General features: G+C 43.3%; 25 protein-coding genes and 2 tRNA genes. 19 read left to right on the forward strand and 8 right to left on the reverse strand.

Annotated elements, in window-relative coordinates; genetic code table 11:
- Positions 1-12: 12 nt before the first annotated feature.
- The 3 genes from rny to Q8N16_03890 all read left to right on the forward strand — a co-directional run bounded on the left by rny (position 13) and on the right by Q8N16_03890 (position 3,255).
- Positions 13-1,542, forward strand: a complete 1,530-nt coding sequence (gene rny, locus Q8N16_03880; GenBank protein MDP3093875.1) for a ribonuclease Y — start codon at positions 13-15, stop codon at positions 1,540-1,542.
- A 541-nt stretch (positions 1,543-2,083) separates the two neighbouring features.
- On the forward strand, positions 2,084-2,965 hold the full coding sequence (locus Q8N16_03885; protein ID MDP3093876.1) for a hypothetical protein: 882 nt from the start codon (positions 2,084-2,086) through the stop codon (positions 2,963-2,965).
- Positions 2,966-2,985: 20 nt separating this feature from the next.
- Positions 2,986-3,255 carry a hypothetical protein gene (locus tag Q8N16_03890; protein ID MDP3093877.1) on the forward strand — a complete coding sequence of 90 codons (270 nt, stop codon included), beginning with the start codon at positions 2,986-2,988 and terminating at the stop codon, positions 3,253-3,255.
- Between the two features lie 451 nt (positions 3,256-3,706).
- Here the strand turns inward: Q8N16_03890 and Q8N16_03895 are convergent, their stop codons facing one another.
- The 4 genes from Q8N16_03895 to Q8N16_03910 form a co-directional block, all read right to left on the reverse strand.
- Positions 3,707-4,486, reverse strand: coding sequence for an N-acetylmuramoyl-L-alanine amidase (locus Q8N16_03895; GenBank protein ID MDP3093878.1), 780 nt, complete (start codon positions 4,484-4,486; stop codon positions 3,707-3,709).
- 275 nt (positions 4,487-4,761) lie between these two features.
- Positions 4,762-5,094: a hypothetical protein gene (locus tag Q8N16_03900; protein MDP3093879.1), complete on the reverse strand. Its 333-nt coding sequence runs from the start codon at positions 5,092-5,094 to the stop codon at positions 4,762-4,764.
- Between the two features lie 4 nt (positions 5,095-5,098).
- Positions 5,099-6,301 carry a phage tail protein gene (locus Q8N16_03905; GenBank protein ID MDP3093880.1) on the reverse strand — a complete coding sequence of 401 codons (1,203 nt, stop codon included), beginning with the start codon at positions 6,299-6,301 and terminating at the stop codon, positions 5,099-5,101.
- 110 nt (positions 6,302-6,411) lie between these two features.
- Positions 6,412-6,485: transfer RNA gene (locus Q8N16_03910), tRNA-Gly, on the reverse strand.
- 162 nt (positions 6,486-6,647) lie between these two features.
- On the opposite strand from Q8N16_03910, the gene Q8N16_03915 reads away from it, so the two are divergent.
- The 9 genes from Q8N16_03915 to Q8N16_03955 all read left to right on the forward strand — a co-directional run bounded on the left by Q8N16_03915 (position 6,648) and on the right by Q8N16_03955 (position 16,493).
- Entirely contained in the window at positions 6,648-6,920 is a 273-nt protein-coding gene (locus Q8N16_03915; protein MDP3093881.1) for a metal-sensing transcriptional repressor, read from the forward strand.
- Positions 6,921-6,938: 18 nt separating this feature from the next.
- Positions 6,939-8,666, forward strand: coding sequence for a sulfite exporter TauE/SafE family protein (locus tag Q8N16_03920; protein MDP3093882.1), 1,728 nt, complete (start codon positions 6,939-6,941; stop codon positions 8,664-8,666).
- A 42-nt stretch (positions 8,667-8,708) separates the two neighbouring features.
- Positions 8,709-9,701, forward strand: coding sequence for a thioredoxin domain-containing protein (locus tag Q8N16_03925; protein ID MDP3093883.1), 993 nt, complete (start codon positions 8,709-8,711; stop codon positions 9,699-9,701).
- Positions 9,702-9,704: 3 nt separating this feature from the next.
- A complete protein-coding gene (locus Q8N16_03930; GenBank protein ID MDP3093884.1) occupies positions 9,705-10,223 on the forward strand; it encodes a hypothetical protein in 519 nt (172 codons plus the stop codon).
- Positions 10,224-10,225: 2 nt separating this feature from the next.
- Positions 10,226-10,756 carry a hypothetical protein gene (locus Q8N16_03935; protein ID MDP3093885.1) on the forward strand — a complete coding sequence of 177 codons (531 nt, stop codon included), beginning with the start codon at positions 10,226-10,228 and terminating at the stop codon, positions 10,754-10,756.
- A 4-nt stretch (positions 10,757-10,760) separates the two neighbouring features.
- Positions 10,761-11,582 carry a Fe-S-containing protein gene (locus Q8N16_03940; protein MDP3093886.1) on the forward strand — a complete coding sequence of 274 codons (822 nt, stop codon included), beginning with the start codon at positions 10,761-10,763 and terminating at the stop codon, positions 11,580-11,582.
- 25 nt (positions 11,583-11,607) lie between these two features.
- Positions 11,608-13,845: a heavy metal translocating P-type ATPase gene (locus tag Q8N16_03945; GenBank protein ID MDP3093887.1), complete on the forward strand. Its 2,238-nt coding sequence runs from the start codon at positions 11,608-11,610 to the stop codon at positions 13,843-13,845.
- Positions 13,846-13,929: 84 nt separating this feature from the next.
- The gene (locus Q8N16_03950) at positions 13,930-15,642 is read left to right on the forward strand and encodes a 2-oxoacid:acceptor oxidoreductase subunit alpha (GenBank protein ID MDP3093888.1); all 1,713 of its coding nucleotides are present in this window, start codon (positions 13,930-13,932) and stop codon (positions 15,640-15,642) included.
- Positions 15,639-16,493: a thiamine pyrophosphate-dependent enzyme gene (locus tag Q8N16_03955; protein MDP3093889.1), complete on the forward strand. Its 855-nt coding sequence runs from the start codon at positions 15,639-15,641 to the stop codon at positions 16,491-16,493. The genes Q8N16_03950 and Q8N16_03955 overlap by 4 nt, the downstream gene beginning before the upstream one ends.
- A 39-nt stretch (positions 16,494-16,532) precedes the next feature.
- On the opposite strand, the gene Q8N16_03960 is transcribed toward Q8N16_03955, so the two are convergent.
- The 4 genes from Q8N16_03960 to Q8N16_03975 all read right to left on the reverse strand — a co-directional run bounded on the left by Q8N16_03960 (position 16,533) and on the right by Q8N16_03975 (position 19,694).
- Positions 16,533-17,255, reverse strand: coding sequence for a transposase (locus tag Q8N16_03960; GenBank protein MDP3093890.1), 723 nt, complete (start codon positions 17,253-17,255; stop codon positions 16,533-16,535).
- A gap of 88 nt (positions 17,256-17,343) precedes the next feature.
- Entirely contained in the window at positions 17,344-18,405 is a 1,062-nt protein-coding gene (locus Q8N16_03965; protein ID MDP3093891.1) for a hypothetical protein, read from the reverse strand.
- 326 nt (positions 18,406-18,731) lie between these two features.
- Positions 18,732-19,376 carry a hypothetical protein gene (locus Q8N16_03970; GenBank protein MDP3093892.1) on the reverse strand — a complete coding sequence of 215 codons (645 nt, stop codon included), beginning with the start codon at positions 19,374-19,376 and terminating at the stop codon, positions 18,732-18,734.
- Positions 19,377-19,623: 247 nt separating this feature from the next.
- Positions 19,624-19,694 (reverse strand) — tRNA-Pro (locus Q8N16_03975).
- Between the two features lie 283 nt (positions 19,695-19,977).
- Here Q8N16_03975 and Q8N16_03980 point away from each other — a divergent pair.
- From Q8N16_03980 to Q8N16_04010, 7 genes are all read left to right on the forward strand, one after another.
- Positions 19,978-20,925, forward strand: coding sequence for a HAMP domain-containing sensor histidine kinase (locus Q8N16_03980; protein ID MDP3093893.1), 948 nt, complete (start codon positions 19,978-19,980; stop codon positions 20,923-20,925).
- Between the two features lie 40 nt (positions 20,926-20,965).
- Positions 20,966-21,334, forward strand: coding sequence for a response regulator (locus Q8N16_03985; protein MDP3093894.1), 369 nt, complete (start codon positions 20,966-20,968; stop codon positions 21,332-21,334).
- Between the two features lie 3 nt (positions 21,335-21,337).
- A complete protein-coding gene (locus tag Q8N16_03990; protein ID MDP3093895.1) occupies positions 21,338-23,083 on the forward strand; it encodes a GspE/PulE family protein in 1,746 nt (581 codons plus the stop codon).
- Between the two features lie 65 nt (positions 23,084-23,148).
- Entirely contained in the window at positions 23,149-24,360 is a 1,212-nt protein-coding gene (locus Q8N16_03995) for a type II secretion system F family protein (protein ID MDP3093896.1), read from the forward strand.
- Positions 24,361-24,369: 9 nt separating this feature from the next.
- On the forward strand, positions 24,370-25,302 hold the full coding sequence (locus Q8N16_04000; GenBank protein ID MDP3093897.1) for a hypothetical protein: 933 nt from the start codon (positions 24,370-24,372) through the stop codon (positions 25,300-25,302).
- A 1-nt stretch (position 25,303) separates the two neighbouring features.
- Positions 25,304-25,807: a hypothetical protein gene (locus Q8N16_04005; GenBank protein MDP3093898.1), complete on the forward strand. Its 504-nt coding sequence runs from the start codon at positions 25,304-25,306 to the stop codon at positions 25,805-25,807.
- Positions 25,808-26,022: 215 nt separating this feature from the next.
- The gene (locus tag Q8N16_04010) at positions 26,023-26,550 is read left to right on the forward strand and encodes a type II secretion system protein (protein ID MDP3093899.1); all 528 of its coding nucleotides are present in this window, start codon (positions 26,023-26,025) and stop codon (positions 26,548-26,550) included.
- Positions 26,551-26,552: the final 2 nt, after the last annotated feature.

The following is a 26,552-nucleotide window of genomic DNA, read 5'->3' on the forward strand; positions in this document are numbered from 1 at the left end:
GTTGCCCAAAATATGGAACAATTACTCTATATTATTGTCGCGGCTTTGGCTTTAGCCGCAGGCGCGGTCTTGGGGTATTTCGCCCGCCAGTCGATCGCCAAGAGGAAACTCGGCACCATCGAGGAGAAACTCGGCAAGATGATTTCCCAGGCAAAGGCCGAGGCGGAAACGATCCTGGCCGAATCCAGAGTTAAAGCTCAAAAGCTGCTCGAGACGACCCAGAAAGAAACGGAAACCCGCCACCAGCAGATCTTTAGGGCGGAAGGCCTGCTTTTGAAAAGAGAAAATCTTTTGGAAGAAAGAATAGACCAGATCGAGGAGCGCGAACAAGACTTCATCGAAAAGGTGGAAAAGCTGAAGGCGGTGAAAAAGAGCATCGAAGAATTGGAAGCCAAGACAAAAGCCGAACTGGAAAGAGTCGCTGGCCTTTCGGGCGCAGAAGCCAAAGAAGAGCTGTTGAAAAAAGTGGAAGCCGAGTCTCAGCGGGAAATTCTCGAGAGAATGAGAAAGCTCGAGGAGAACGGCCGCGACCAGTTCGAAAAGAAGGCCAAGGAGATTCTGGCTGTGGCTATCCAAAAACAGGCTCTTTCCCAGGTCCAGGAGATTACGACAACCACGGTTGCCCTTCCCAACGACGAACTCAAAGGCAGAATTATCGGCAAGGAAGGAAGGAATATCAGAACCCTGGAAAAGCTGACCGGAGTCGAGGTGATCATTGACGAAACTCCTCAAGTTCTGGTCATTTCCGGGTTTGATCCGGTCCGCCGACAGATCGCCAAGACCGCTCTTGAAAAGCTGATTCAAGACGGAAGAATCCAGCCGGCCAGAATAGAGGATGAAGTCGCCAGAGCAGAATCTGAAATTTCCAAGCAAGTTAGGGACGCCGGAGAAGCCGCCATTTACGAAGTCGGCATCGTCGGCCTAGACCCGAAATTAGTTCAGCTTTTGGGCAGGTTAAAGTTCAGAACCAGTTACGGCCAGAACGTCCTTTTGCACTCGATCGAAGTTTCTCATTTGGCAACCGCTTTGGCTGATGAAGTCGGAGCCAACGCCCAGGTAGCCAAAAAGGCCGGCCTTTTGCACGATATCGGCAAAGCAGTCGACCAGCAGATTGAAGGTTCTCACGTCGATATCGGCGTCAAGATTTTGGAGAAGTTTGGCGCCGAAAAAGAAGTGATTTCAGCCATGAAATCCCACCACGAAGATTATCCCTACGAAAATCTGGAAGCCTTATTGGTCCAGGCGGCAGACCAGATTTCCGGAGCCAGGCCCGGAGCCAGGAAAGATACGGCCGAAAATTACTTAAAGAGATTAGGGGATTTAGAAAAGATCGCCACCAGTTTTCCCGGAGTTGAAAAAGCTTGGGCTTTGCAAGCCGGAAGAGAAATCAGGGTTTTTGTCAAGCCGGAAGAAATTGACGATCTGACCGCCAAAAAAATGGCCAAAGAAATCGCCCAAAGGATCCAGGAAGAATTAAGGTATCCCGGGGAAATAAAAGTCAGCTTAATCAGGGAATTAAGAATAGTTGAACACGCCAGGTAGTATGTTAAAAAATCTTTTAGGCAACAAAAAAACAGCCTATATATTGGCCGCGATTGCTTCGGTCCTGGTTGTCATTGCTGTCTGGTATTTATTCGGCAGATAAGTTTTGTTTTTGAAAAAAACAAAAAGCAGCTTCTTTTGAAAGCTGCTTTTTGCATCAGCGAAGCTGAGTTCAAGAAGCTAACGCAATAATCAAATCTAGTTTAAGATGATAGACATGAACAAAACATACAAGAGTTTAGCTCTAATATTTAACTCCTGGGGTTGCAATGGATACTTAGAAAGATTCAACCAAATTCTCCAAGAAGAATGCCTTTCTCGATTTACAGGACATTTATAGGACATGCGATGTCCAATATTTCCACTTATTTTACCTCAGTCAGACATGCGATGTCCGATTTACCAGATTTGATCGTTGCATTGGAAACTTGAATCCAACGAAGAACTAGTTGACATTTCTTTTGGGTTAAGATATTTGTAAACATAGAAGAACCTTTAACAGTTCTCAGAACAAACAGATACAGAAAGGAAGGAGGAAGAAATGGCTCTGAAGAAAGGGTTGCTCGCCATTCGAGCAGCTTGGCTGTGGGAGTGGCAGGAAAAAGGAATTCTCGAGGTAGCCTCCCTTTTCGGAACAAGAGTGCTTATTGTTGCCGAGAATGCCCGCCTAAGAAGGACCTGTTATCAAAAAGGAGGTAAAGTCTCAACTCGCTACTGGCTTGGAAAGGGAACCATTCTTGTTCCTCGGTGGGATCCATTGAAATTTCATTATGATCTTGTTGCCGACAAGAGAGTAGAAATCATGAGCCCCGAAGAACAAAGGGAAAGAGGTTTTTATCGCCTAGACAATGGAGACCTCTTAGTGCTTATCTATCAGCACCTTGAGGATGCGCTGCACTTTCAGCGTCAGCAATGGCACATATTGCTTGAAAGTTATCCTCAAGAACTCCAAGGGATTTCCAACAATCTCGCCAAAATCGAAGAAAGGGCGTTGGAACACAGTGGCGATAGACTCAGCGGTTTGGGATACGATTATCGGCGTCGAAGAGAAGAAATCCACCGCATCATTACACGCTTAGCAGGGAGAGAAAAAGCAGCGGCAATTCTCTTGAAAGTTCTCAACGAAGAGATTGCCCTTGCTCAGAAAAGTCTCCTTTTTGCCCTTTCCAGCCAGCCGGTAAAAGATTTACTGAAAGGCATTTCAGTAAACGACCAAGGATTGAGGGCTTATCTGGTTAGAGTTTATCTGAATCTTAGCCAGATGAGGGTTCGACCGGTGGTGAAATCGCTTGCCCGGGCACAGTCAAATTTACGAGCAGCTCTGGGGAGTCTCGCTGTCGGGGAAGCAAGCAGGATGGTTCATTGCATAAAACTGGCGATCAAAAATTTAGAGGAGGCGAAAAAAAACCTTCAACAGTCGTAAGGTTCACAATTCCTAAACAGTTGGGTTATCCTAAACAAGATAACCCAATTTGTTTTTATGACAAAATGAAGCTCCCTGCGGCGAGACCGCAGGGTATCTTCTCTCCCAATGTATTTTTATTATTAATTGCCGCTTTTCATCCCCGCGGCAAGACCACGGGGTATTCAAGCGGCTTTGAGATAAAGAAAACACGGATTCATCCGCAGGGACTCTGTTTTAAGCAAATTTTAATGAAGAAAAACAAACGAGAAAAAAGCGTTTTGAGGGTTGACGTCTTAAAACTGCTATAGCAATGATAAGTCGTCAACGAGAACGGGGTGTAACATTAGCCAACATTGACGACTATCGTCAACGAAAGGGAAGTGCAACATTTAGAACAGACGGTCGTCTCTCTTAAATGTTGTAGTAAGTTTTTCTTAGGCGGCTGCCGGCTTTGCGGTTGACGCCGGATTTGTCCTGGTTTGAGATGTAAGACACTTGCCGCTTTGAAAAAGTCAGGTATAAGACAGGCGCTTGACTCGGGTGCTTAACCTGGTTAAGCAACCGGCAAGAAAATGAAAAATAGTCAATAGAAATTAGTGATTATTTTCTATTTTCCAATTTCCATAACTATTTTCCAAGTTCACCGCCCCGTAGAATTACTGCGATAGCAATGATTCTACGGGACAACAATGTAAAATAAGTCCATTGATGACTGTCGTCAATTCTAGTTCATTGATGACTGTCGTCAACGAAGCTGATTTACTTTCCTCCCGGTTTTCCTCCTGGCTTTGTTGGAGAAGCATTGAAATAATTAATCAATCCTATATAGAGAGCATCGGCTTCTTGATTTACTCTATCTCCATTAAGAACGAATTTAGCAGATCCGTCAGAATTAGAACAAACTTGGGTTGATGTTCCGTTTAGATATTGTTGAGCCTCCCAGTCATTGGTGATGTAATAAGCTTCAGTTAAAGCAGAAACCAAATGGCCATAAACCGTCATTCCGTAACCGCCGTTGTCTAAACCTTCGTCTTTATAAACATTTGGTTCGGGCGGTTTAGTAAGTCCCGTCCATAAGGCGTCATGTAAAGCAATGGCCAGAGGTTTATCTTGTCTCTCATTGTAAATCACCAGCAAGCCATCATCCGTAGAGTTAGTTGAACCATTATGATGAACCGAAACCAAAGCATCGCATTTCCTGCCTAAACTCTTGCACTCCTCTATTGCCATATCCACTCTACTTTTTCGACTGGAAATGGTCTCATCACATTTTCGAGTTAAAACGACTATGGCACCGGCCCCTTCTAATTTTGCTTTTAAGGCATAAACCACCGCTAAATTGACATCCTTTTCATAAATCGTGGCACTTGTACCAGAGTTTGCCGGATATTGTGCTCCTACTTCATCTCCGCCATGACCAGCATCCAGGGCAATAATTTTTCCCTGAAGAGAAGTCTGAGCTGAAATCATTCCGGTCGCAACTAAACCAACCAGTGCTATCGAACCCAAAACTATTAACCCAATTTTTATCTTTTTCATATTTTAATTAAAAATTAAATTTTAAACGATTGACCTTTGATTTAGAGTTTTTTCTCTTATTAGGTGACTGTCACCTTCACCGGTACGAACAAATTTGTTCTTAAATCCTGAATTTGGCGCGATTTTGTCAATTTTCTGGAAAAGAGAATTGTAAATAGGGTGTAAACGCAGTATCTCATTTATATAAACTGGTCAAGCCAGACTTGACTATCTCGTCTAACTGTAATTGGTTGGACTTGGGAGTAATTATATGAGTCCGCTCGAACCTATTGTGATTATAACCCGGAGAGATCGTTTTCAATTGCGTTAAGTTCGGCATTAAGTCCAGAAAGATCGGTTTCGTTGAGGTCGGCTTCAATAGCGCCCAGCTCGTCAGAAGAACGCACGCTTTGCAAATTTTTCGCGGCCGCATCTTTTCCAGAGGGAAGTTGAAGTCCTTCGTCTTTGAGCGCCTGTTGTTCTTCTTGAGACAATTCAATCGGCGTCAAATCCTGCTCAATCGTCAGGAATTCTTTTTGATATGAGGGTCCGCGAGTCAAGAAAAGCAATGCTCCCCCGACAATAATGATGAGCGCTATGACTATAATAATAAGTGTGTTTTTGTTCATATGATTATTTGCCTGGAATTCCTTGAATCTTAATAAATCCTCCAACTGCTGTCGCGATCTCGCGTAGTTTGGCGTGAAGCTTTTCTATTTCTGATTTCAACTCTTTTGCTATTTGGCGAGCTTCTTCTGCGACTCTTTGAGGATTTTCACCCGAAAGCAACGATTCGTATTTGACTTGAAGCTCTACTAATTTCGCTTCGTTTTCAACCTGCATATTTTTCGCTTCCTCAATACGAATAGCCATGTCTGGCCCGCCGGCTTGCCCTGCGGCCCACTCGATTCCAGCTTCATTTCCAATTCTGTCCTGGTAGTATACCTTTCTAATTTTTTCTATTCGCGACTCTAATCTACCAAGAATATGGTCAAAGCGGGCTGTGGCGGAACGAAAACGATTGAGCATTCGCAATCCTTTGCCATGAGCCACAGCAATACGCGCTGTCTCAAATTTATCATGGCCTATTGTTGTTTTTTCGTTTTTTCGGAAATTATCGCGAAGTTCTTTTGCGTTCTCGCGAATATTCAAACTCGTTGATACTATCTCTGTCTGAAATGTCTCGCGGCTGACTCGCAATTCGTCTATTAAGTTTTTTCGCTCCTCGGGCGCGGCGGCTTTGATATTCTGTATGGTGTTCTTTGAGGTATCGTGAAATACTGCTCTTTCCAGGGTTATATTTGAGTATTTTGTTCTCCCGGGGCGCTTACGGATAGTCATATCATCGCCATCCTTGATTTCAATTATCTCGGTTTCGCTTTCCAACCCTGAAATATCTTTAAAACCGGCTTGTGGGGTTGTCGCTGGTGCCGACTCTGCTTCTGCCGCTGACGGCACAGCGCCCCCTTTCTCGTCTTTGATATTAATAGTGCCTGTTGCAGGCGCAGATTGTGGAGTGTCTCCAGCGCCAAGCCGATCAAGTTCCGCAAAAACTTCTGCAATCCCGGCGTCGCTTACGCCGAACTTAACCAGCGTTGCCTTGAGATCAACTGCGCTAATGCCGACAGCCAGAGCGTCGGTAACCTTATTAATCTCCGCGCCGCCGACTCCGTAGCGCAGAAGAATATCTCCAACTTGCTGGTTTACTATTGCTGTTGAGCTATTTGATATTGAGCTATTGTAATCGCCAGCAAAAACATAGCCGCCAAAACCCATTATAAGTCCGGCAGTAAACACTATCCCCGCGATCAATATTGTGATTATTTTCTTATACATATACCTATCTTACCTCTTAACTTCAATCAAGACAATTACTTAATCTTTAAACCTCATTTGGAGAATCCTCAATGGGCGCGCACAAAATCAAAAAGATGAAAGTCTAATTATGGAGCGGGCGATGGGAATCGAACCCACATAAATAGCTTGGAAAGCTATCACACTGCCATTGTGTTACACCCGCGTTCCCCCGCCACCTAATTTTTAGCACAGAACTATTAAGATGAGAAGTCCTGGCTTGACAAGGCTAGATGAGCCGTATACTATCAATAATACCTGTACCATAGGTACGGGTAGAGATCGATAATTAAATAACCCTGCCTGCCGGTAAGCAGGCAATAATAAAATGACAAACCAAAAGCAAAAAGCGTTAGTCGGCTTTAAAAAAGCCCAAAGCTTGATTGCTAAAGTCACCGAAATGGTCAAGGCCAATGAATACTGCATCAATATTATGCAGCAAAATTTAGCAGTGATCGGGCTTTTGAAATCTGCCCATCAGCAGTTGATGGAAAACCATCTTAACACCTGTTTTAAGAAAGCAATGAAAACAAGAAATGAGAAAAGAATACAGGAAATGATCGACGAAATTCTAAAAGTCACGAAGTTATTTAATAAATAAATTAGACAATTAACCAGTATGTTCAAAAAAATAAAAATTCAAATTGAAAATATCCGCTCAGAAAATGATAAAGCGTTGATTGAGACCGAGGTTGACATCCTAGAAGGAGTGAAAGACATTATTGTTGATGAAAAGAATGGAGGAACTGTTATAGAGTTTGACGACAATATTATCTCTTTTAATAAGATAGTAGAAGAGATAGAGAAACTTGGTTTTAAAATAGAAAGCAGAGAGAAAATTCTGCCGGTAAGAAAAGAACACATCTATTTCGTCGAAGGAATGCATTGCGCTTCCTGCGAAGTTTTGATCGAGAAAAAACTATTGGCTCTAAAGGAAATAGAATCAGTTGAGGCCTCAACTGATAAGGGAAAGGTTGTGGTGGTTTATCAGGGTCAGAGGCCAGATACGAGTAAATTAAATGAAATTTTTAAAAGAGAAAATTATCTTTTCTTTGACCACCCAATAAAAACCGTAGGGGAAAAAGAAAGAAGTAGCTTTTTCACAATCGCCGGCTCGGCTTTGCTTTTTATTGCCGGCTTCTTCATTCTTAAAAATAGCGGCCTTCTTGGCCTAATAAATGTCAATTCAACTTCGTCTTTGCCAACGTTTTTTCTATTGGGATTGATGGCTGGGATTTCAAGCTGTGCAGCTCTAGTCGGCGGCTTAATTCTTTCTATGTCAAAACAATGGCTGCAACTCTATTCAGAAAAAGATACGGTTTTAAACAAGCTTCAGCCCCATTTAATGTTTAACTTTGGCAGAATTATCTCTTATGCGGTTTTAGGGGCTTTGTTGGGAGCCATTGGCAGTAAATTACAAATATCCCTAGGTTTCACCTCATTTTTAGTAATTGCGGTTTCCCTGATCATGGCTTTTTTGGGCTTGCAAATGCTGGGCGCAAAAGCTTTCCGAAAATTTCAGTTTACAATGCCAAAATTTATAACCAGGCGGATTGCCGATGAAACCAATTTTCAGGGGAAATACATGCCCTTTTTAATGGGAGCTTTTACTTTCTTTTTGCCTTGCGGCTTTACCATCACTGTCCAGGGACTGGCTTTGATTTCCGGAAGCGCGACTCAAGGCGCTTTAATCATGCTTTTCTTTGCCTTGGGAACATTACCGGCCCTTTTGGCAATCGGCTTATCAGCGGTTAAATTTTTCCAGAAGCCTCATTTGTCCCATAAATTTTTAAAAGTTGCCGGTGTTCTGGTTTTGTTTTTCGCTCTTTATAACGTCAATGCCCAGTTAAATGTTTTGGGACTCCCCAGTTTTAGCGATATAAAATTAAAACTTAACCCTGGCCAACGGGTTTCTAATAACAGCGGGGAAGGGCTGGCCCCTATCGTCGGCGGCAAGCAGATTATAAAAATGGACGCCTTTTCCTATGGCTATAAGCCAAATTACTTCAAGGTCAAAGCGGGCGTTCCGGTAAGATGGGAGATTAATGACGTGGGGACAAGCGGCTGCACTAACGCTATTATTTCAAAAGGTTTATTCAGTGAAGAAATCCCTCTTACTCTTGGTCAGACAAGCGTTAAAGAATTTACCCCAGAAAAGCCGGGAAAATACAAGTTTTCCTGCTGGATGGGAATGGTTTCCGGCATTATAGAAGTGGTTGATGGCAAGGTCGCAGCAAAAAACTCCAACGCTTCCGCTCAAGCCGCAAATACAGATGATAGTGATGTTATACCCTCCGGCGCCAAAGGCTGCGGTTGCGGCGGCGGCGGTGGCAGTTGCGCTCGGTAATGATTTTTTTAGAATAATTAATAATTAATAAATTAAAAAGCTATGAAAAAAGCGAAATTCAAAATTAAAGGCATGCATTGTCAATCTTGCGCCACTTTAATTGAGGAAAAATTAAAGGATTTAAGCGGAATGATTAATACAAAAGTTAATTTTGATTCGCAAAAAGGCGTTGTCGTCTATGACGAAGAAAAAATTACCGAAGATGATCTTTACCGGGCAATTAAGGAAGCCGGCGATTACCAAGTTGTCAAGATAGAAGAAGCTGGATTGGAAGAAGAATTAAAAAACCTGCCTGCGGGCGGGGAAAAAACCGAAGAACCAGCTGGTCTGCCCAAAATAATGCTTCTTCTGTACTTATTAGTCGGTTTTAGTCTTATCTCTTTAATCCTCAATGTCGTTTTGTTAAACAAATTTTCCCCGGGTAACTTGACAGCTAGCGTTGGCGCAGGGGCACCTCGAGAACAAGAGGTTCCAGCCAACAATCCTCAACCTTCTCAACCGGATCAAATACCAATTGCTCAATTTGAAATTACCGAAGATAGCCACATTCGCGGCGATTTCAATGCGCCGATTACTTTGGTTGAATTTTCCTGTTTTGAATGTCCTTTTAGCGCCAGGCACAATCCAACTCTGATTAAAATTTTAGACGATTATAAAGAAAAAGTAAGATTAGTTTACAAACATTTTCCTTTAGGGTTTCATCCCAACGCCCAAAAAGCGGCCGAGGCATCCGAGTGTACAGCAGAGCAGGGCAAATTTTGGGAATATCACGATAAATTATTTGAAAACCAACCCGAGGGCTATAGTTTAGACAGGTTTAAACAATGGGCAAAAGATTTGGGATTAAACAGCGGGAAATTTAATGAATGCCTTGATTCGGGGAAATTCGCCCAAAAAGTTCAGGCTGATTTTCAGGAAGGAACAGAAAAAGGAGTTAATGGCACCCCGGCCACTTTTATCAACGGACAATTAGTAAGCGGAGCATTGCCTTACGATTCGTTTAAGCAGATAATTGACGGTTTGCTCAATCAATAATTTATGAGAAACATCAAAAATTATTTTGTTTTATTGACAACGGGATTGAGTTCCATTTTATCCTTTTTGCCAGTTAAGGCTTTGGCCTTTTGCCCCTTATGCGTTGTGGCAACAGGAACGTTTCTGGGAATTTTCCGCTGGCTCGGAGTTGACGACACAATTATCGGCCTTTGGCTCGGCGGTTTTATTCTTTCTGTTTCGATGGTGCTCAATAACTTTTTGATTAGAAAAGGGAAGAGAATAAAGTTTCAGCTCTTTTTGATTCTTTTTACTTTTTACGGCCTTGCAGTACTTTCTTTATATAGATTTGGCGGTTTAAGCCCTTACAATAAAATTTTCGGCATTGATAAAATGTTTTTCGGCATAATTCTTGGCAATTTACTCCTCTCGGCTTCGCCTTATTTAGATAAATTTTTAAGAAAGCAAAATCAAGGCAAGATTTATATTTCGCATCAAAAAGTTTTAGTAGCTCTTGCCTTACTCATTACTTTTAGCTTCATTTTATACTTTATCTTAAAATAAATATGATCAATCAATTGCCGCAAATGGACGAGCTGTTGACCAAAATAGATAAGTTAAAAAAGGAGCATCAGCTTGATTTATCTTCTGACGAAGATTTAAGCATCGCCGTGATGAATTTAGTCAGCCTTGAAGAACATTTTTTCTTTACCGCATCTAAGACGGAAAAAACAGAATATTTTGATTTCCTTAATGAAGTTCGCGAAATGCGCAAAGCTTTGATGAAAAAATTGATTAAAGAGTCGGAAGGCGAAATCTGGTGCATCCAAAAGCACTTGCTTGCGGCCAGTATGAGATTAATTGAAGTCGGCACGAAGTATCTGCATCAAGAGAACAGGAAGGAAGCAGAAGAACTTTTTTCTAAAGCTTACCAGCTTTATTCTTTGTTCTGGGGAATAAATTTGAAACTTGTTAACCCCGGTGATGTTAAAAAAATTGATGATAACCAATTAGATGTACACGATCAGGAGAAGAAGGGTTTTTGGGGAAAATTAGGGACAATTGTAAAACAAATTATTGATTGTTGTAAGGAGTAAAAATATGGGGAAAAGTAGAAATGTTACAAATCATCAAGGGAAAAAATATTGGCCGATTTTTGTCGTTATAGTCGCTGTTTTGATTGTCGGAGGATTTTTCCTTTTGAGAAAACCGGAAAAGAAAGATATTGGGCAAAGCCAGTGTCAAGTCAAGGAAATAATTTTTTATTATCTTGACGGATGCGAATGGTGCCAGAAAGTCAAAAACGAAGGCACGCTTGAAAAGATTGAACAATTGGGGATAAAAGTGACAAAAATTAACGCGGCAATAGGGCCGGTTCGCCATAAATTTCAAGGCGTGCCGACTTTTGTCATTAATGAAAAAGTTTATTCCGGCTATAGAACTTTCGAGGAATTAAAAGAATTGTTTGCCTGTCAGGCGGATAACGAGCAGAATCCTCAAGCCCAACCATCTCCGGTTCAGGCCGAAAAACCCTTTCTTGGCGAAAAAGGCGGCAAGGTGGTCTTAGAAAATGGAGAAGTTGGATTGTCTGCCGTAACTTTTAACGACAACAAAGCCCGTTTTTACAATATTGAGATGCCAAATGGAAAAACAATTTATTTTTTTGTGGTCAAAGATAAAAACAATATTTACCGAGCTGCGGCTAATGCTTGCCAAGTGTGTTTCGGCGAGAGAAAAGGGTTTCGTCAGGAAGGAGATGAAATAGTTTGCAATAATTGCGGCAATCGTTATCCAATAGAGAAAATCGCTACCGAAAAAGGCGGATGCAATCCCGGGCCGATTAACCCGAATTTAGAGGTTAGGAATGAAGATATAATTATTAAACAAGTTGATTTGGAACGAGTTTTAGATTTAATGTTCTAATCAAAATCTTGATGAAATAAGTTATATGGAAAAAACAATCTTAAAAATTTCAGGCATGCATTGCGCTTCGTGTTCAACTATTATTGAAAATGCGCTAAAAAGCGAGGAGGGTATAAAATCAGTTAGCGTCAATTTTGCTACAGAAAAGGCCTATTTGGAGTTTGATCCAATCAAGATTAACATTGCTGGAATTCAGGAAATGATCGAAAAATCGGGTTATAAGGCCAGAGAAGAAGGTCTTGAGGATGAAATTCAAGATCATCACAAGGATGAAAAGGCCTCGGAAATTAAAAAACTGAAAAATCGATTTATAGCCGCTTTGTCTTTCAGTCTGCCGATTATCTATATGATCATGGGAGAAATGCTGGGCTTGCCAATGCCGATGTTCTTTGAGAAATACGGGATTTTTATCCAGCTTATTTTGACGACAGCCGTTATACTTTCTGCTTTTGGCATTTGGCAAACGGGTTTTAAAAAACTGCTGCGTTTTTCGCCCAACATGGATTCCCTGATTTTTATCGGTACCGCCGTCGCTTATTTTTACAGCGTAGTCGTTTCTGTTTTAATATTTACCGGTAAAGAAATAGATGCTCATCTCTATTTTGAAAGCGCCGCCTTAATTTTGGTTTTCATTTCCCTGGGTAAGTATTTAGAGTCCCTAACTAAAGGGAAAACGAGCGAGGCGATTAAAAAATTAATTGGCGTCCAGCCTAAAACAGCCATTGTTATAAGAAATGGGCAAGAGATTCAAGTTCAGATTTCCGAGGTAGAGGTAGGAGACATCTTAATGGTGAAACCGGGAGGGAAAATTCCGGTTGACGGTATTGTCATTGATGGCTATTCAAGCGTTGACCAAAAAGTGATTACCGGAGAAAGCATTCCGCTTGAGAAAAAAGCCGGCGACGAGGTTATCGGCGCCACTCTCAACCAAACCGGAGTTTTAAAATTCCGGGCCACCCGCGTTGGCAAGGACACTCTTTTTGCCCAAATCATTCGTATCGTTGAACAGGCAATGGGATCAAAAGCCCCAATTCAGCTCTTGGCCGACAAAGTTTCTTTTTATTTCGTTCCGGCGGTAATGGCAATCGCGGTTTTGTCCTTGGTTGTCTGGCTTTTGCTGGGCCAGCCTTTTAGTTTTGCTTTGACTGCCTTCGTCGCTGTTTTGATTATTGCCTGCCCTTGCGCTTTGGGATTGGCCACGCCAACAGCAGTGATGATGGGTACGGGTCTGGCAGCCCAAAGAGGCATTTTAATCAAAAGCGGAAAAGCTTTGGAAATTGCCAATAGCGTCAATGTGGTGGTTTTTGATAAGACAGGGACATTAACTCGCGGCGAGCCAGTTGTTACTGATATTATAGAAATTTCAAATTCCCTACCTGCCGGACAGACAGGGAAACTTAATATTCTGCAAATAGCCGCTTCTATAGAAAAAAATTCCGAGCATCCGCTTGCCCAGGCAATTGTTAATAAGGCCAAAGAAGAGAATTTAGAACTATTTGAAGTTCAAAGTTTTCAGGCGATTCCGGGAAAAGGTATTACCGCGGATTTCGAGGGCAAAAAGATATTTTTAGGCACAAGAAAGCTAATGGCAGAAAACGAAATTGATTCTTTTCCTTTTGAGGCGAAAATGATTGAATTGGAAAACCAGGGGAAAACCGCCATGATTTTAGCCCTCGGAAAAGAAATTGTTGGCCTTATTGCCGTGGCCGATACCTTGAAAGAAAATTCCAAAGAGGCGGTGGCGGCGCTCCATAAAATGGGCAAAAAAGTAGCTATTATTACCGGAGACAATAAGCGGGTTGCTCAGGCAATAGCCCAGGAAGTTGGCATTGATTATGTTTTAGCTGAAGTCTTGCCGCAAGAAAAATCAGCCGAAATCAAAAAACTACAATCAAAAGGAAATGTGGTGGCAATGGTGGGCGATGGGATAAATGACGCGCCCGCCCTAGCTCAGGCCAATCTGGGAATCGCCTTGGGTTCGGGTACCGATGTTGCCATGGAAACCGGAGAAATCGTTTTGATTAAAGATGATCTTCGGGACGTGATTAAGGCCATTGGCCTTAGCAGTTACACCTTAAAGAAGATAAAACAAAATCTTTTCTGGGCTTTCTTTTATAATATAGTCGGCATTCCTGTTGCCGCTGGCATTCTTTACCCTTTAACCGGCTGGCTTTTGAGTCCTGCCTTGGCCGCTTTGGCCATGGCTTTCTCGTCAGTCAGCGTTGTTTCCAACTCTCTTTTAATGAAACGCTATAACGGGTAGCCGCCTTTGGTGGTCGTCAATTCTCTGCTGCTCAAGGTCGATTCTAAGTTTTGAGTCAGCCAAGGTAGATGCTATAATTTCATAATGGGAAAAACAGATTTCACTTTTAAGATTGCCGGCGAGGCAGGTCAAGGAATTGCCTCTTCGGGTCTGGTATTCTCCAAGATCGCTTTAAGGTCGGGTTATTTTGTTTTTGATTTCAGCGAGTACCCGTCTTTGATTCGCGGCGGGCACAATGTCTACGGCGCCAGGATTTCCAGTCAAGAAATTCATTTTCAGAACTCGTCGGTAGACTTCTTAGTGGCTCTGAATCAGCAGGCTCTCGATTTTCACAAGACAGAGCTTTCTCGAAATTCGGCCGTCATTTTGAATTCGGACAAGGTTGTCAACGCCGGTCTTGGACCTAGAGTCAGCGTTTTTTCGGTTCCTTTGATAAAGCTGGCCAAAAAGAGCGGCGGCGCCGAAGTGATGATGAATAACGTTGCTTTAGGCCTGACTGCTTTTTTGCTGCGGGTTGACTTTCCGGCTTTGGAACAAGCTATCAGGGAAACTTTTTCCTGGGCAACGCCGGAAGTCATTGATTTGAATATCAAAGTGGCCCTGGCCGGGTTTGATTTTGCCAGAGAAAACTTCAAAGGCAGAGAGCTTGCCTTCAGTTTGACCAGAGAAAAGTTAGGCAAGAACTTGCTTTTGTCCGGCAACGATGCTTTCTGCCTCGGAGCCATAAAAGCCGGCTGCAAATTCTTTGCCGCCTACCCGATGACGCCGATAAACTCGATGATCGCCTATTTTGCCGCTAAAGCCAGGGAATTGAATATAGTCTACTTTCAGCCAGAAGACGAAATCTCGGCCATCAATTCGGCCATCGGCGCCTCAACTTGCGGTTTAAGGTCAATGGTGGCCACTTCCGGGGGCGGCTTTTCTCTTATGGTTGAAGCCCTAGGCATGGCCGGTATGACAGAAACTCCTTTAGTTATTGTTGAAGGGCAGAGAACCGGTCCTTCCAGCGGCCTGCCCACCTGGACCGGCCAGGGAGATTTAAGATTCGTTCTACATTCTTCTCAGGACGACTTTCCGAAAGTGGTTTTGGCTCCCGGAGACGCTGAAGAGTGTTTTTGGCAGATGATAGGCGCTTTTAATTTGGCAGAAAAATATCAGCTGCCGGTAATAGTTTTAGCCGACAAATACTTATGCGAAAGCCGGAAAACCTTTGCCATTGATGACCCTGATGTCAAGATTGACCGCGGCCTTTTGTCTTTTTCGAAAGATTATCAAAGATATCGACTGACAAAAAACGGCATTTCTCCCAGGGCAATCGTCGGCCAATCAGAATCCCCTATTTTCATCAGTTCTTACGAACACGATCAATCAGGGTTTGCCAGCGAGGATCCAGCCAATAAAAAAGCGATGATGGAAAAGAGGATGAAAAAAATGGAAACCCTGAAAAGAGAAATGCCAAGACCGAAAGTTTTCGGGTCTAAAAAGGCTGAAATCGGCTTCATCTCTTGGGGATCCAACAAAGGATCGGTTTTGGAAGCCCAAAAGATTCTTAAAAAAGAAAAGATAGAAACCAAGTTTTTACATCTTAATTTTTTGAATCCGTTTCCGGCAGCGTCGGCAGCAAATTTTCTTAAAAGTTGCAAAAAGATTTTGCTGGTCGAACAGAATTTTACCGGCCAGCTGGGAGGCTTGGTTCAAGAAAAAACGGGCATCAATATTGAGGATCGGCTTCTAAAGTATGACGGCAGGCCAATCTTGCCGGAAGAAATCGTTAAGAAGATAAAAAAGATTTTATGAAAGAATTAGATCGTTTTAAAACTCCGGCCGAGATTGTTTGGTGCAAAGGCTGCGGCAATTTCGGCATTTTAGAGTCTCTGCAAAGAGCTTTCCAGGAGTTGCGGCTAAAATCCAATGAGATTTTTGCCGTTTACGGCATTGGCTGCCACGGCCACATGGCCAATTATCTGAACGTTAACAGTTTTGAAGGGATCCACGGCCGGGCCATTCCGCTCGCCATCGGCGCTAAAATCGCCAACAAGGGTTTAAGAGTGCTGGCAATCGCCGGAGATGGCGACCAGCTGGCCGAAGGCGGAAATCATTTGATCCACGCTTCGAGAAAAAACCCGGACATCACCTGTCTTATTCATAATAACCAGCTTTATTCTTTGACCGTCGGTCAGGCTTCGCCGACATCAGAGAAAGGCATAAAAACGAAAACCACCCCGCAAGGGGTTGTCGAACCGCAGCTGAATCATTTGGCTTTGGCAATCGCTTCGGGGGCCACTTTTGTCGCCCGTAGTTTTTCCGGAGACATTCCCCACCTGACAAAGATTTTAATCGAGGCGATCAATCATAAAGGCTTTTCGGTGGTTGATATCCTGCAGCCGTGCACCAGCCTGAATTATCTGAATACTTTTTCTTGGTATAAACAGCGGATTTATAAGCTTGAAGAAACTGACCACAATGCCAGAGATAAAAGGAAAGCTTTTGCAAAAACTCAGGAGTGGGGAGAAAAAATTCCGGTAGGCGTTTTCTACAAAGAAGAAAGGCCTACTTTAGAAGAACAGTTGTTGCCGTCAAAAGAGATGATTCTGGCTGAACAGCCCGTAGGAGTTTCGATCAAAAAACTCTTGTCCGAATTCCAATAAAGCCGTGGGAGGTCCGACCTCCCACGTCCTCCCACGTTTTCATTCTAGAGAAACTTCATTTATCCCCTTTATGGTTTTTTTATGTTTTATCCAGTCATTGACGATTTCTCTGGCCCTTTCTTGCCCGCCGATTGTCTCTAGAAGAAAATCTCGGTCGGTCACTGACGGAAAATTCTTTTTGCCAAGATAGTCTTGATAACTTGACCATTTATATTTTTTTTCTAAAAACTCAATTGCCTTTCGCGGATTTTTAACTTTTCCTCCTTTCCAGCCAGGTTCTATTAAAGACAATGGGTTGGTGTGGATATAGGCAAAAACAGCTATTAATTGACTGACTGATTTTATATGAACCGAAGTGAATCTTCCTTGAAAAAAGTAACCTTTGTTGAGTTGATTGTGTTTCTTTCTAAAGTAGAGAGGGTAACCCGACCCAATTTTTCTTACAAAATTAGTTATCCCGCCGTCTTTTAACTGTTTTAAAAGAAGGTGAATGTGGTTTGGCATCAGCGCGAAAGTCAAGACTTCAACTAATTTTTCTCTTTCATCAGTGTGGGAGGTCGGACCTCCTACTTTTTTCTTTTCGGCGGTTCGCGCGCGTCTTCGTATATATATTTCCGTCGGCTTAGAAGTATTAAATTCATAGATTGAAAACACCCCGCGGTAATAATCGTCGGTATCTCTAAAAAGGAGTTCGTCGCCGATTCTTCTCATAGCAATGTGATAAATCTCTTTGTTTACGAACCCCCTTTTTCTTTTAGGCATATTATTTTAATTATTTTAGTATATTTTAAGTATACCATAAAAACGTGGGAGGTCGGACCTCCCACAGTTCTCATTAATAAAGGAATTATTATTGAGCCATCCCTTTGAAGTTGGGACAATTGGCTTTATACCAATTAATAGCTTCGCTCGTACATTCGTATTTAACACCCACATTTGGTCCTCCGGGCATGCAATCCACCCAGCCAGTTTCGGGACAAACGTATAAGTCAATTGGTTCACAGGGCTGACACTGGACTCCCAGGCAAGATGCGGGCAGAAGGTTTGTATAATCTTTGCCGTTTTCATAAATAATCCAGCCGTCTTTTCCGATCTGTGATATTGATATTCTCTTAGGACAGGAACAGCAAACAGATGTCTGAATGCCGATCACGGAGTCCTCCTCGCCGAGAAATTTAAATGTGGAGAGGATTTGGTTAAAAATGTCACTATTTTTTAGATAAAGTGAATATACATTTGCATCTTTCTGGAAAAATATAACTTTATATTTTCCGTCTTTTACTGATTCACTTCCGTCCAACATAAAGAGAGATGGTCCAGAAAATAGATATTCATAATTGTCATAACCATCGAATTTTGACCTTGTTAAGCTTGAAATATAAGTCGTTTTGAAGTGGGATTTTTGTTGCTGATATATACTGTCAGCCAATTCTGGAAGCGGTTTGTCGAATTCGTTGAAGATTTTGATGTCAAATACCAGGATTCGTAAAAAATTATCAAGCTCATTAGGGCAGTATTTTTGCGCTATATCTTCTGTGAAGGGAAGGATATCAACCTGAAGCTCACTGCCGCTGCTTTCAATAAATTCACCGGCAAGTTCATCACAAAAACCAACTAAATAGTTAGCAGGGTACTTGATAGTATATTCATATTGCGTGTTTGTGTATGTTTTCCAATTTGCAGTTGGATCGGCAGTGGCTGTTGGAGTAGGGGAAACTTGGGCTCGTTGATAGTTTGTAAGCATACTTTTAAGTTGCTGGTTTTGACAATAAAGAAAACCCGTAGAAATCAAAAGGACAAACGCCAGAAAAGAAATAATAATTATTAGATTGCGATTCGTGGTTACAGAAGAGAGAAGAACCGGATTATCGACTGATTCCGGAACCTCGTTTTTTATATTTTGGTTTTCCATAAAATTAGGCTTTAATAAATGATTAAGATTCTCTAACTTGATCGGGGTGCTGGGAATTGAACCCAGATCCTATGCTTCTTCACCCCGTTAGAAAACTTTTCTGTCGGTATTCTAAACTTAGTGCGAACCTATTTTCAGCGAAACGCCTGACCGCCGTTTCGCCCGCGCCCGTTGGCACGGGCAAAAAAAAAGACACCCCCGAAATTTTTATCGGATACCGTAAAATCGGTAAATTAAGAATAATTTCGCCACCTAAAAATAGATTAGCAAAATTTCGAATAAAAAACAGGTTACCTCGAGACGCATCGGTTTCCGTCAAGACATCCTTACTTTTTTTGAGCTTTTTGAACAGTCAACATCCCTAATATCCCTGTTAGTTTACCTTCATAAGTTGCTTTAGCGCTACAACTTCCCAAACCACCACCTTGATACGAGATACCCATATTTTCTTGATACGAGATATCGGCATTTCCTTTTCCGTCGGCCTGATAAGCCCCTGATGGGCAAGTAATTTTCTCAACTCTCGCTTTACCGATTATTTTGACTTTTGAACAATCAATATCAATATATTGAGTATGTCGGCAAACCCTACAAATATCACTCCAACCCGCCCTAAGTATAACCGGTGTTGCGCAAATCTTCTGCAGGGTTGTTTCTACACTATACTCATCTCCTTTACGGATAGTAGGAATCTGGAGATATCCGAAAGGAATAGTCGTGGCAGCTATCTTGCCTGACCATTTCCCTTCGGGCCAAGGACAAGTAATTTCCCAAAATGTTGGAGCATGCGTCTTTACTTTGGTATCATAATTCCCCGCAGGGATATTTTGGCATTTATCTTTCACAATAATATTCTTAATCATACTTGAAACCGGACCAGCGGAGAATAGGGTTGAATCAAAAGTAGTTATACCGACTGCCACTAAAAGAAAAAATGCTACAATCAGCAAAATAATAGTTCGCTTTGCCATATTTTTAAAATAAATTAATTTAATATTTTAACAAGTGTCGACCTTTCACTCCTAATTTTACCAAAATCGCCTCTCCCGTCAACTATTATACTAATAGTTTCAATAAAAAATACCGATTTTACGGTATCCGATAAAAATTTCGGGGGTGTCTTTTTTTACTCGCACCAAAATTTTCTTAATTTTGGTCGGAGGCCGCGGATTCGAACCGCGAATCGCTCGCTCCCCCGCCTGCCAACGCCTTTGTTTGTCGGGGCGCCCAGATTCGAACTGGGACTAAGTGCTCCCAAAGCACTCGTGCTACCGTTGCACTACACCCCGGCGTCGGCAATTGGCGGGCAGGCAAAGCGAGAATGTTAGCCATTACACCAGCCTCCGAAAATTTGGTACGGGGCAAGAAAGACTCGTGTCCCGATTGCTTCGCAATCGAGGATCCTCGATTCTGTTTAGCAGAATCGGGACTGCCATTATCCCATGCCCCGAAAGCCCTTTCACATATTTCCTACCACCTCTTTTGTCTTTGGTCAATTTCCCTGCTGTGGTATAATTTTATAAGCGAAGCTTGAAAACTACGTTTTAAAGCAAGCTTTCGAACTTGTTTATAATGTCTTCGAAAACCATTCTCGATTCAATCAACTTCGTCAAGCAGTGCAAAAAATACGGCCTTCCTTTATGGCAATGCCCCCAGTTTTTGTTTTTGATTCTGGGGCTGATTGTCATTATCTCGTCTCTGGCTATTTATTTTATCGGCACCCATTACAGCGGAGATCCGGAAATAGTCGCCCTGATCATTCTGACCGTAGCCGTCTTTTTAATAACTGTCAACTATTCGATTACCAGGAGCTTTGAGAGGCTGGCAGAGGTGGCCAAGCTCAAGTCGGAGTTCATCAGTATTGTTTCCCATCAGCTAAGGGGTCCGCTAGCCAATTTAAGATGGACGATTGATTTGCTGATATCCGGTCGGGTCGAGCAAGTTTCGGAAAAGCAGAGTGCCTACTTGAGCTTACTGAGAGAGAACAGCCAAAGGATGGAGGGATTGGTTTCGGATCTTTTGATCGTCTCGCGCCTCGAGAGCGATGACCCACTACTTAAAGAGGAAAAAGCCTCTTTGGCCGAGCTGGTTAAAAAAATCATTTCGGGATCCGAGCCTTTAGCCAAGGCTTCTAACGTGGAGATTAAATTAACTTTAAAAGAGGATTTGCCCGAAACCACTTTTGATACTTCTCAGATAGAGCAGGTCATTAGCAACCTTTTAGATAACGCTATCCGTTACATTAAGGATAAGGGATTAGTCGAGATTAGCCTTTCTAAGAAAGAAAACTTTCTTTATCTTGAAGTTAAGGATAACGGGATTGGCATTTCCATTGAGGACCAAAAATACATATTTCAGAAGTTTTTCCGCAGCGAAAAAGCCCTGAAAGCCCAAGCTCACGGCTCCGGCCTCGGTCTTTACATTGCCAGGGCGATAATCAAGAGATCTGGCGGAAAGATTGGTTTTGTTTCCGACGAAAACACGGGCTCTACTTTCTGGTTTGCCCTACCAATTAAATAAAAAAGAGAACAACGACGGTTTCGGCCGTCGAAGAAAATTCATGAAAAAGATCTTATTAATCGAAGACGAAGCAGCTCTCCAAAAGACTTTTGGAGACACTCTGCGCAGCGAAGGTTGCCAGTTAGTTTCGGCTACCGACGGCGAGGTCGGCCTAAGGCTTGCCAAAAGCGAAACACCGGACTTGATAATTCTCGACTTGATTCTGCCAAAACTCAATGGTTTGGAAGTTTTAAAGAGCCTCAAAGAGGATCAGCAAACTCGAGGGATTCCGGTCATTATTCTCACCAATCTTGGAGACTTGGAAAACATCGAAAAAGCCTTAGAGTTGGGAGCGACGACCTATCTAGTCAAGGCAGATCATACTCTCGAGGAAGTCATTGAAAAAGTGAAGAAAGCCTTAAGCGAATAACCCATGAGAGTCGAACCTCAACAACTGAAAGCTTTTCTCTTAGACGCCAACCTAATCAAGGAAAGGCAATTCGACGAGGTGGAGAGAATAAGCCGGGAAACCAATCAGAGGATCGGCGACGTTTTGATCTCCCATGGGCTGATCACCCAAGAACAGCTGGCCGAACTCGAGGCTTACATTTTAGGTATTCCCTTTGTCAATTTGGAGAAAGAGAAGATCGATCCCGAGATTCTGAGGATTATCCCTGAGCCGATTGCTAGAACACATAACATTATCGCTTTCAGGAAAAAAGGCAGCAACCTGGAAGTGGCCATGCTTGATCCGGACGACCTGGGAACCATTGATTTCATCAAGAGGAAAGCCAATTTAAAAATCCAGCCCCGTTTAACCACGGTTGAAAGCGTCAAAAACGCCATCAGACAATATCATCAGAGCCTTGAAGCTGAATTCGGGTCGATTATCCAGAAAGAGGCCGGGGTCATCAAGTCGGTCAAGGAAGAAAATATTCCGGAAGAAATCGAACTCGAGAAAGCAGCCGAGGAACTGCCGATCATCAAGATCGTTGACACTCTTTTGAAGCACGCGATCCTACAGCGGGCTTCGGACATTCACATCGAGCCGTTTGAAAAAGAGGTTCTGGTTCGCTACCGGATCGACGGCATCTTAAGAGAAGCGATGGTTCTGCCCAAAAAAGTTTTGCCGGGCACTATCGCCAGAATCAAAGTTCTGGCCAACTTGAAGCTGGATGAGCACCGGCTTCCTCAAGACGGCCGGTTTAAGGCGGAAACCGAAGATTATAAGTATTCCATCCGCGTTTCAATCTTGCCGGTTTTCGACGGCGAGAAAGTGGTCATGAGGCTTTTGGCGGAAAACACCAGGGCTTTGACCTTAGACGAGCTGGGCTTGAGAGGAGAAGCTTTAGAGGAAATCCAAACTGGTCTCCGAAGGCCGGTTGGCATGATTCTGGTGACAGGCCCCACCGGCTGCGGTAAAACCACCACTCTTTACTCGATGATGGAGATTCTCAACACTCCCGAGGTGAACATCTCCACGGTTGAAGATCCGGTCGAATACCGCATTCCTCGGGCCAATCAGACCCAGGTAAATTCCAAGATCGGCCTGACTTTTGCTTCGGGATTGAGGTCTTTGGTCAGGCAAGACCCCGACATTATTATGGTCGGAGAAATCAGGGACAACGAAACCGCCGGCCTGGCAATCAATGCCGCTCTGACTGGACATCTGGTTTTGTCAACCATTCACACTAATTCGGCTTCGGGGGCCGTCCCCCGCCTCATCGACATGGGAGTCGAGCCGTTTCTGATTTCGTCCACCGTCAATGTCATCCTGGCCCAGAGGCTAGTCCGCCGGCTGACCGACGACAAAACCGCTTATAACTTCAAATCGGCAGAACTTGAAAGCTTGGAAAAGTATTGCGATTTAAGCAAGATCTTAAAGATTCTCAAAGAGGAGAAAATAGTAAAACCGGGAGCCGGCTGGGAAGACATCAGTTTCTATCGCCCCAAGCCTTCAAAAGACTACCCCGACGGCTACCGAAGCCGACTCGGCATCTATGAAGTTTTGGTCGTCACTCCTCCAATCAAAGAACTTATCGTCAAGCAGGCCACGGCAGACCAGGTCCAGGAGCAGGCCCAGAAAGAAGGGATGATAACGATGATTGAGGACGGTTTTGTCAAAGCGGCTCAGGGAATTACCAGCATCGAAGAAGTTTTAAGGGTAATTATCGAATAGTTAATTAGCGTCTAGGGTCTAGCGCCAAGTTAACCAGACGCTGATTCACTAGACGCCAAACACTAGTGGCTAAGTATTCTTATATTGCCAAATCTCAAAGCGGCGTAACGAAGACCGGATTCCTCGACGCCAAGGACGAAACCGATTTAGCTAACGCCCTTCGCCAAGAAGGTTTGTTTTTGGTTTCTTTCGAAGCGGAAATACCCCAAGGGGCCGGCAAATCCCCGCTATCTTTTAAAAGAGGAGTTGGCATTTCAGACAAGATATTTTTCATCCGCAACTTGAGGATGATGGCCTTGGCCGGGGTTTCTCTGCCGAGAGCCATCAATACTCTGGCCCAGCAGGCCAAGAGCAAACAGTTCAAAAAAGCTCTGTTGGAAATACAAGAAGAAGTGATCCGGGGAAAAAATCTTTCAGAGAGCATGAGGGCATACCCGGAGATCTTTCCGGAGATTTTCCAGAATATGATTAAGATCGGTGAGGAATCGGGAACCCTAGAGCAAGTTTTAAACAATCTAGCCAGGCAGCTGGAAAAGGAACAGGACTTGAGGTCAAAGATCGTCAGTGCCCTGATTTATCCAGCGGTGATCCTTTCGGCGATGATCGGAATCGGCTTTCTAATGCTGATTATCGTCGTTCCCCAGCTGGCCGAAACTTTTGCCGAGCTGGAATTGACCCTGCCTTTTACAACCAGGGTAGTGATCTGGCTGGGGACTTCGGCGCAAAAATATTGGTATATGATACCATTAGGGATTGTTGCCCTGGTTTTCCTTTTGCGCCAGGTTTTAAAACTGAAAGCCGGCAAAAAACTTTTTGATAAAATCTCTTTGAAAATTCCGGTGGTTTCCAAATTGATCAGGGAGACGAGCTCGGCCAATTTTGCCAGGACTCTCGGATCTTTGACAGGATCCGGTGTCCCTCTGGTCAGATCTTTGGAGATCATTTCTGGAACCCTTAATAACGTCTATTTTAAAGAGTCTTTATTAAAGGCAGTGGAGGAAACCAAGAAAGGAGTAAAGCTATCCGAGTCTTTAAAACCGTATAATAATCTTTATCTGCCGATCGTGATCCAGATGATCGAAGTCGGCGAGGAGACCGGCGAAACTTCCCAGATTCTCGACCAGCTAGCCACTTTTCTTGAAGACGAGGTTAGTAATGCCACTAAAAATCTGGCCTCGGTGATCGAACCCCTCTTAATGCTGGTTGTTGGCGCTGCTGTTGGCTTTTTTGCCATTTCTATGATTCAGCCGATGTATTCAATGCTGGAAGCGCTTTAATAGTTTTCAATGAAGAAAATAATTCGGTCGTCTGTCGAGTTTACCCCGTACCACTTTGGAGATTTTGCGCAAAGTGGTGCGGGGTTTACCCTTTTGGAGTTTTTGATAATCTTAGGAACCGTTGTTCTGCTCTTGGGTTTGACCGTTCCTGCTCTTCGTGGTTTTCAAGAAAACTTGAGCCTGAGCAATAACGCAGAAGAGATTATGAGCGTTTTGAGGCTGGCCCAGAGCAAGACCATGGCCTCAGAAGGGAGAGATTCATGGGGAGTCTATTTTAGCGGGCAAACCCATACTTTATTCAAAGGAATCAGTTTTGTCCAGAGAGAGCCTGCGTCTGACAAGGTTTACCAGCTGTCGAAAAGAGTTGAGTTTTTCCAAATTGATCTTGAAGGCGGAGGCTCTGAAGTGGTTTTCGGCAGGATCAGGGGAACGACTGCAAACATAGGCAGCCTTTCTTTGAGGCTCAAAGCAGACCAGGGCAAAACCAAAACTATCTATGTCAGCGGTTCCGGCCAGGTTCAGCTGTCGTCGATAATGTTTCCCTCCCAGGCCGAAAGGGTGAAGGATTCCCGCCATGTTCATCTGGACTACAGCCGGCAGATCAATCTTACTGCCGAAAAACTGGTTTTGACTTTCAACAATGGCCTTTCAGAAATCAAAAAAGAGATTAATATCGCCGAAAATCTCCAGAACGGCCAGATTTATTGGGAAGACGAGGTTGTCGTCGACAGCTCTTCCCAAAAGATCAAAATCCACACACACAGATTAAACGAATCCGGAACCCAGTTTTGCATCCATCGAAGCCTTGAAGAAAATAGTAAAGCCTTGAAAATCGACATCTCTGGCGATGCTTCTCCTTCTCCGAATCTGGTCGGCTATGATATCCAGGGGCTTTTGGCCAAAGGCAGTTCAATTTTCGTTTCAGATCCACTAGTCCAATAATATGGCGTTTAATTCATTCAAAGGAAAAGCCGGAATTTCGGCCGTCGAGATCTTAATAGTCGTTTTTATAATCAGCATCGCCTTGACCGCTTTGATCGGCGTTGTCAGCTTTTCTTTAGCGGGATCCGTTCTCTCGAGAAAAACGGTTCAGGCCGAAGCTCTTGCCAGGGGCGCTATTGAGATAACCAGGAATTTCCGCGACGGCACCAGTTGGAATATTAACGGTTTGGGAGCAGTTTTGGCCGGAACCCCATATCATTTCCGGAAGACGACGGATATCCCTAAACAATGGCAGTTGGCTCAGGGGGAAGAAAGTATTCTCGGCTTTTCAAGAGAAGTCGTTTTCGGCGACGCTTTTCGGGACGCCAGCGACAACATTGTTGATTCGGGCGGGACAAAAGACCCGGAGACAAAAAAAGTGACCGTAATTGTTTCCTGGCAGGAAAAAAGCAGGAGCCACCAGATTTCTTTATTTACCTATCTTACCAACTGGCAATCCCCGTAGGAAATGATTATGTTTTGCGTTTATGTTCCAGAGAGCCAGAAAGATGAAAGGTTTCTACATTAGTTTTAGCAATGACTTCGGAAAAAGATGCTAAAACATAATTTCATAAAATATTTTATCCAGAAAACCCATCAAAATCTTTTAAGCCTTGTTTAAGCAAAATAACTAATGATTAAATTATTAACCACGGAAATATTTTAATTTCCTACGGGGCAATGATTCCAAAACCCAAAAAAGGTTTTACGCTTCTGGAAATGGTCGTCTACATTGCGGTCTTGGCGGTCATCATCGGCGCCGTTTCCAGTTTGTTTTTGTGGGCATTCAGGAGCCAGAGAAAAGCGAGAGCGATCCAGGAAGTCGCCGACAACGGAAGGGTAGCCATGGGAGCCATTTTGCAAGAGATCAGGGAAGCAAAAAAGGCTTATCTGCCTACCAGCGTTTTTGATTCGGACTCAGGCCAGCTTTCTCTGGAAACGGCTAAGTACCTGCCTGCAGGAGAGACAACTGCTTTTGTCGATTTCTATCTCTGCCAGAGCCGACTCTGTCTGAAAAAGGAAGGAGAAGATCCTTTAGCCGTCACCTCGGGTAAAGTCAGGGTCAAAAAGCTGAGGTTTACGAGGCTGGTGACAAACCAGAAAGATTCTTTTGAGATTGATCTGGAGATCGATTTTAATAACCCAAAAATCTCGGACAATCAGGCGACCATAGTTTTAAATTCGGTAGCTTCTCCTAGAAGCTATTAAAA

It is taken from the genome of bacterium (assembly GCA_030693425.1).
In the GTDB taxonomy this organism is placed as follows: domain Bacteria; phylum Patescibacteriota; class Minisyncoccia; order Minisyncoccales; family GWA2-46-15; genus GWA2-46-15.

Excerpts from the sequence above, each read along its gene's own strand:
- Q8N16_03935 (MDP3093885.1), top strand. The coding sequence starts at position 10,226 with ATGATCAATCAATTGCCGCAAATGGACGAGCTGTTGACCAAAATAGAT.
- Q8N16_03950 (MDP3093888.1), top strand. The coding sequence starts at position 13,930 with ATGGGAAAAACAGATTTCACTTTTAAGATTGCCGGCGAGGCAGGTCAA.
- Q8N16_03925 (MDP3093883.1), top strand. The coding sequence starts at position 8,709 with ATGAAAAAAGCGAAATTCAAAATTAAAGGCATGCATTGTCAATCTTGC.
- Q8N16_04010 (MDP3093899.1), top strand. The coding sequence starts at position 26,023 with ATGATTCCAAAACCCAAAAAAGGTTTTACGCTTCTGGAAATGGTCGTC.
- Q8N16_03970 (MDP3093892.1), bottom strand. The coding sequence starts at position 19,376 with ATGGCAAAGCGAACTATTATTTTGCTGATTGTAGCATTTTTTCTTTTA.
- Q8N16_03960 (MDP3093890.1), bottom strand. The coding sequence starts at position 17,255 with ATGCCTAAAAGAAAAAGGGGGTTCGTAAACAAAGAGATTTATCACATT.
- rny (MDP3093875.1), top strand. The coding sequence starts at position 13 with ATGGAACAATTACTCTATATTATTGTCGCGGCTTTGGCTTTAGCCGCA.
- Q8N16_03900 (MDP3093879.1), bottom strand. The coding sequence starts at position 5,094 with ATGAACAAAAACACACTTATTATTATAGTCATAGCGCTCATCATTATT.
- Q8N16_03955 (MDP3093889.1), top strand. The coding sequence starts at position 15,639 with ATGAAAGAATTAGATCGTTTTAAAACTCCGGCCGAGATTGTTTGGTGC.
- Q8N16_03895 (MDP3093878.1), bottom strand. The coding sequence starts at position 4,486 with ATGAAAAAGATAAAAATTGGGTTAATAGTTTTGGGTTCGATAGCACTG.
- Q8N16_03930 (MDP3093884.1), top strand. The coding sequence starts at position 9,705 with ATGAGAAACATCAAAAATTATTTTGTTTTATTGACAACGGGATTGAGT.
- Q8N16_03885 (MDP3093876.1), top strand. The coding sequence starts at position 2,084 with ATGGCTCTGAAGAAAGGGTTGCTCGCCATTCGAGCAGCTTGGCTGTGG.
- Q8N16_03920 (MDP3093882.1), top strand. The coding sequence starts at position 6,939 with ATGTTCAAAAAAATAAAAATTCAAATTGAAAATATCCGCTCAGAAAAT.
- Q8N16_03990 (MDP3093895.1), top strand. The coding sequence starts at position 21,338 with ATGAGAGTCGAACCTCAACAACTGAAAGCTTTTCTCTTAGACGCCAAC.
- Q8N16_03915 (MDP3093881.1), top strand. The coding sequence starts at position 6,648 with ATGACAAACCAAAAGCAAAAAGCGTTAGTCGGCTTTAAAAAAGCCCAA.
- Q8N16_03985 (MDP3093894.1), top strand. The coding sequence starts at position 20,966 with ATGAAAAAGATCTTATTAATCGAAGACGAAGCAGCTCTCCAAAAGACT.
- Q8N16_03905 (MDP3093880.1), bottom strand. The coding sequence starts at position 6,301 with ATGTATAAGAAAATAATCACAATATTGATCGCGGGGATAGTGTTTACT.
- Q8N16_03940 (MDP3093886.1), top strand. The coding sequence starts at position 10,761 with ATGGGGAAAAGTAGAAATGTTACAAATCATCAAGGGAAAAAATATTGG.
- Q8N16_03980 (MDP3093893.1), top strand. The coding sequence starts at position 19,978 with ATGTCTTCGAAAACCATTCTCGATTCAATCAACTTCGTCAAGCAGTGC.
- Q8N16_03945 (MDP3093887.1), top strand. The coding sequence starts at position 11,608 with ATGGAAAAAACAATCTTAAAAATTTCAGGCATGCATTGCGCTTCGTGT.
- Q8N16_04005 (MDP3093898.1), top strand. The coding sequence starts at position 25,304 with ATGGCGTTTAATTCATTCAAAGGAAAAGCCGGAATTTCGGCCGTCGAG.
- Q8N16_04000 (MDP3093897.1), top strand. The coding sequence starts at position 24,370 with ATGAAGAAAATAATTCGGTCGTCTGTCGAGTTTACCCCGTACCACTTT.
- Q8N16_03965 (MDP3093891.1), bottom strand. The coding sequence starts at position 18,405 with ATGGAAAACCAAAATATAAAAAACGAGGTTCCGGAATCAGTCGATAAT.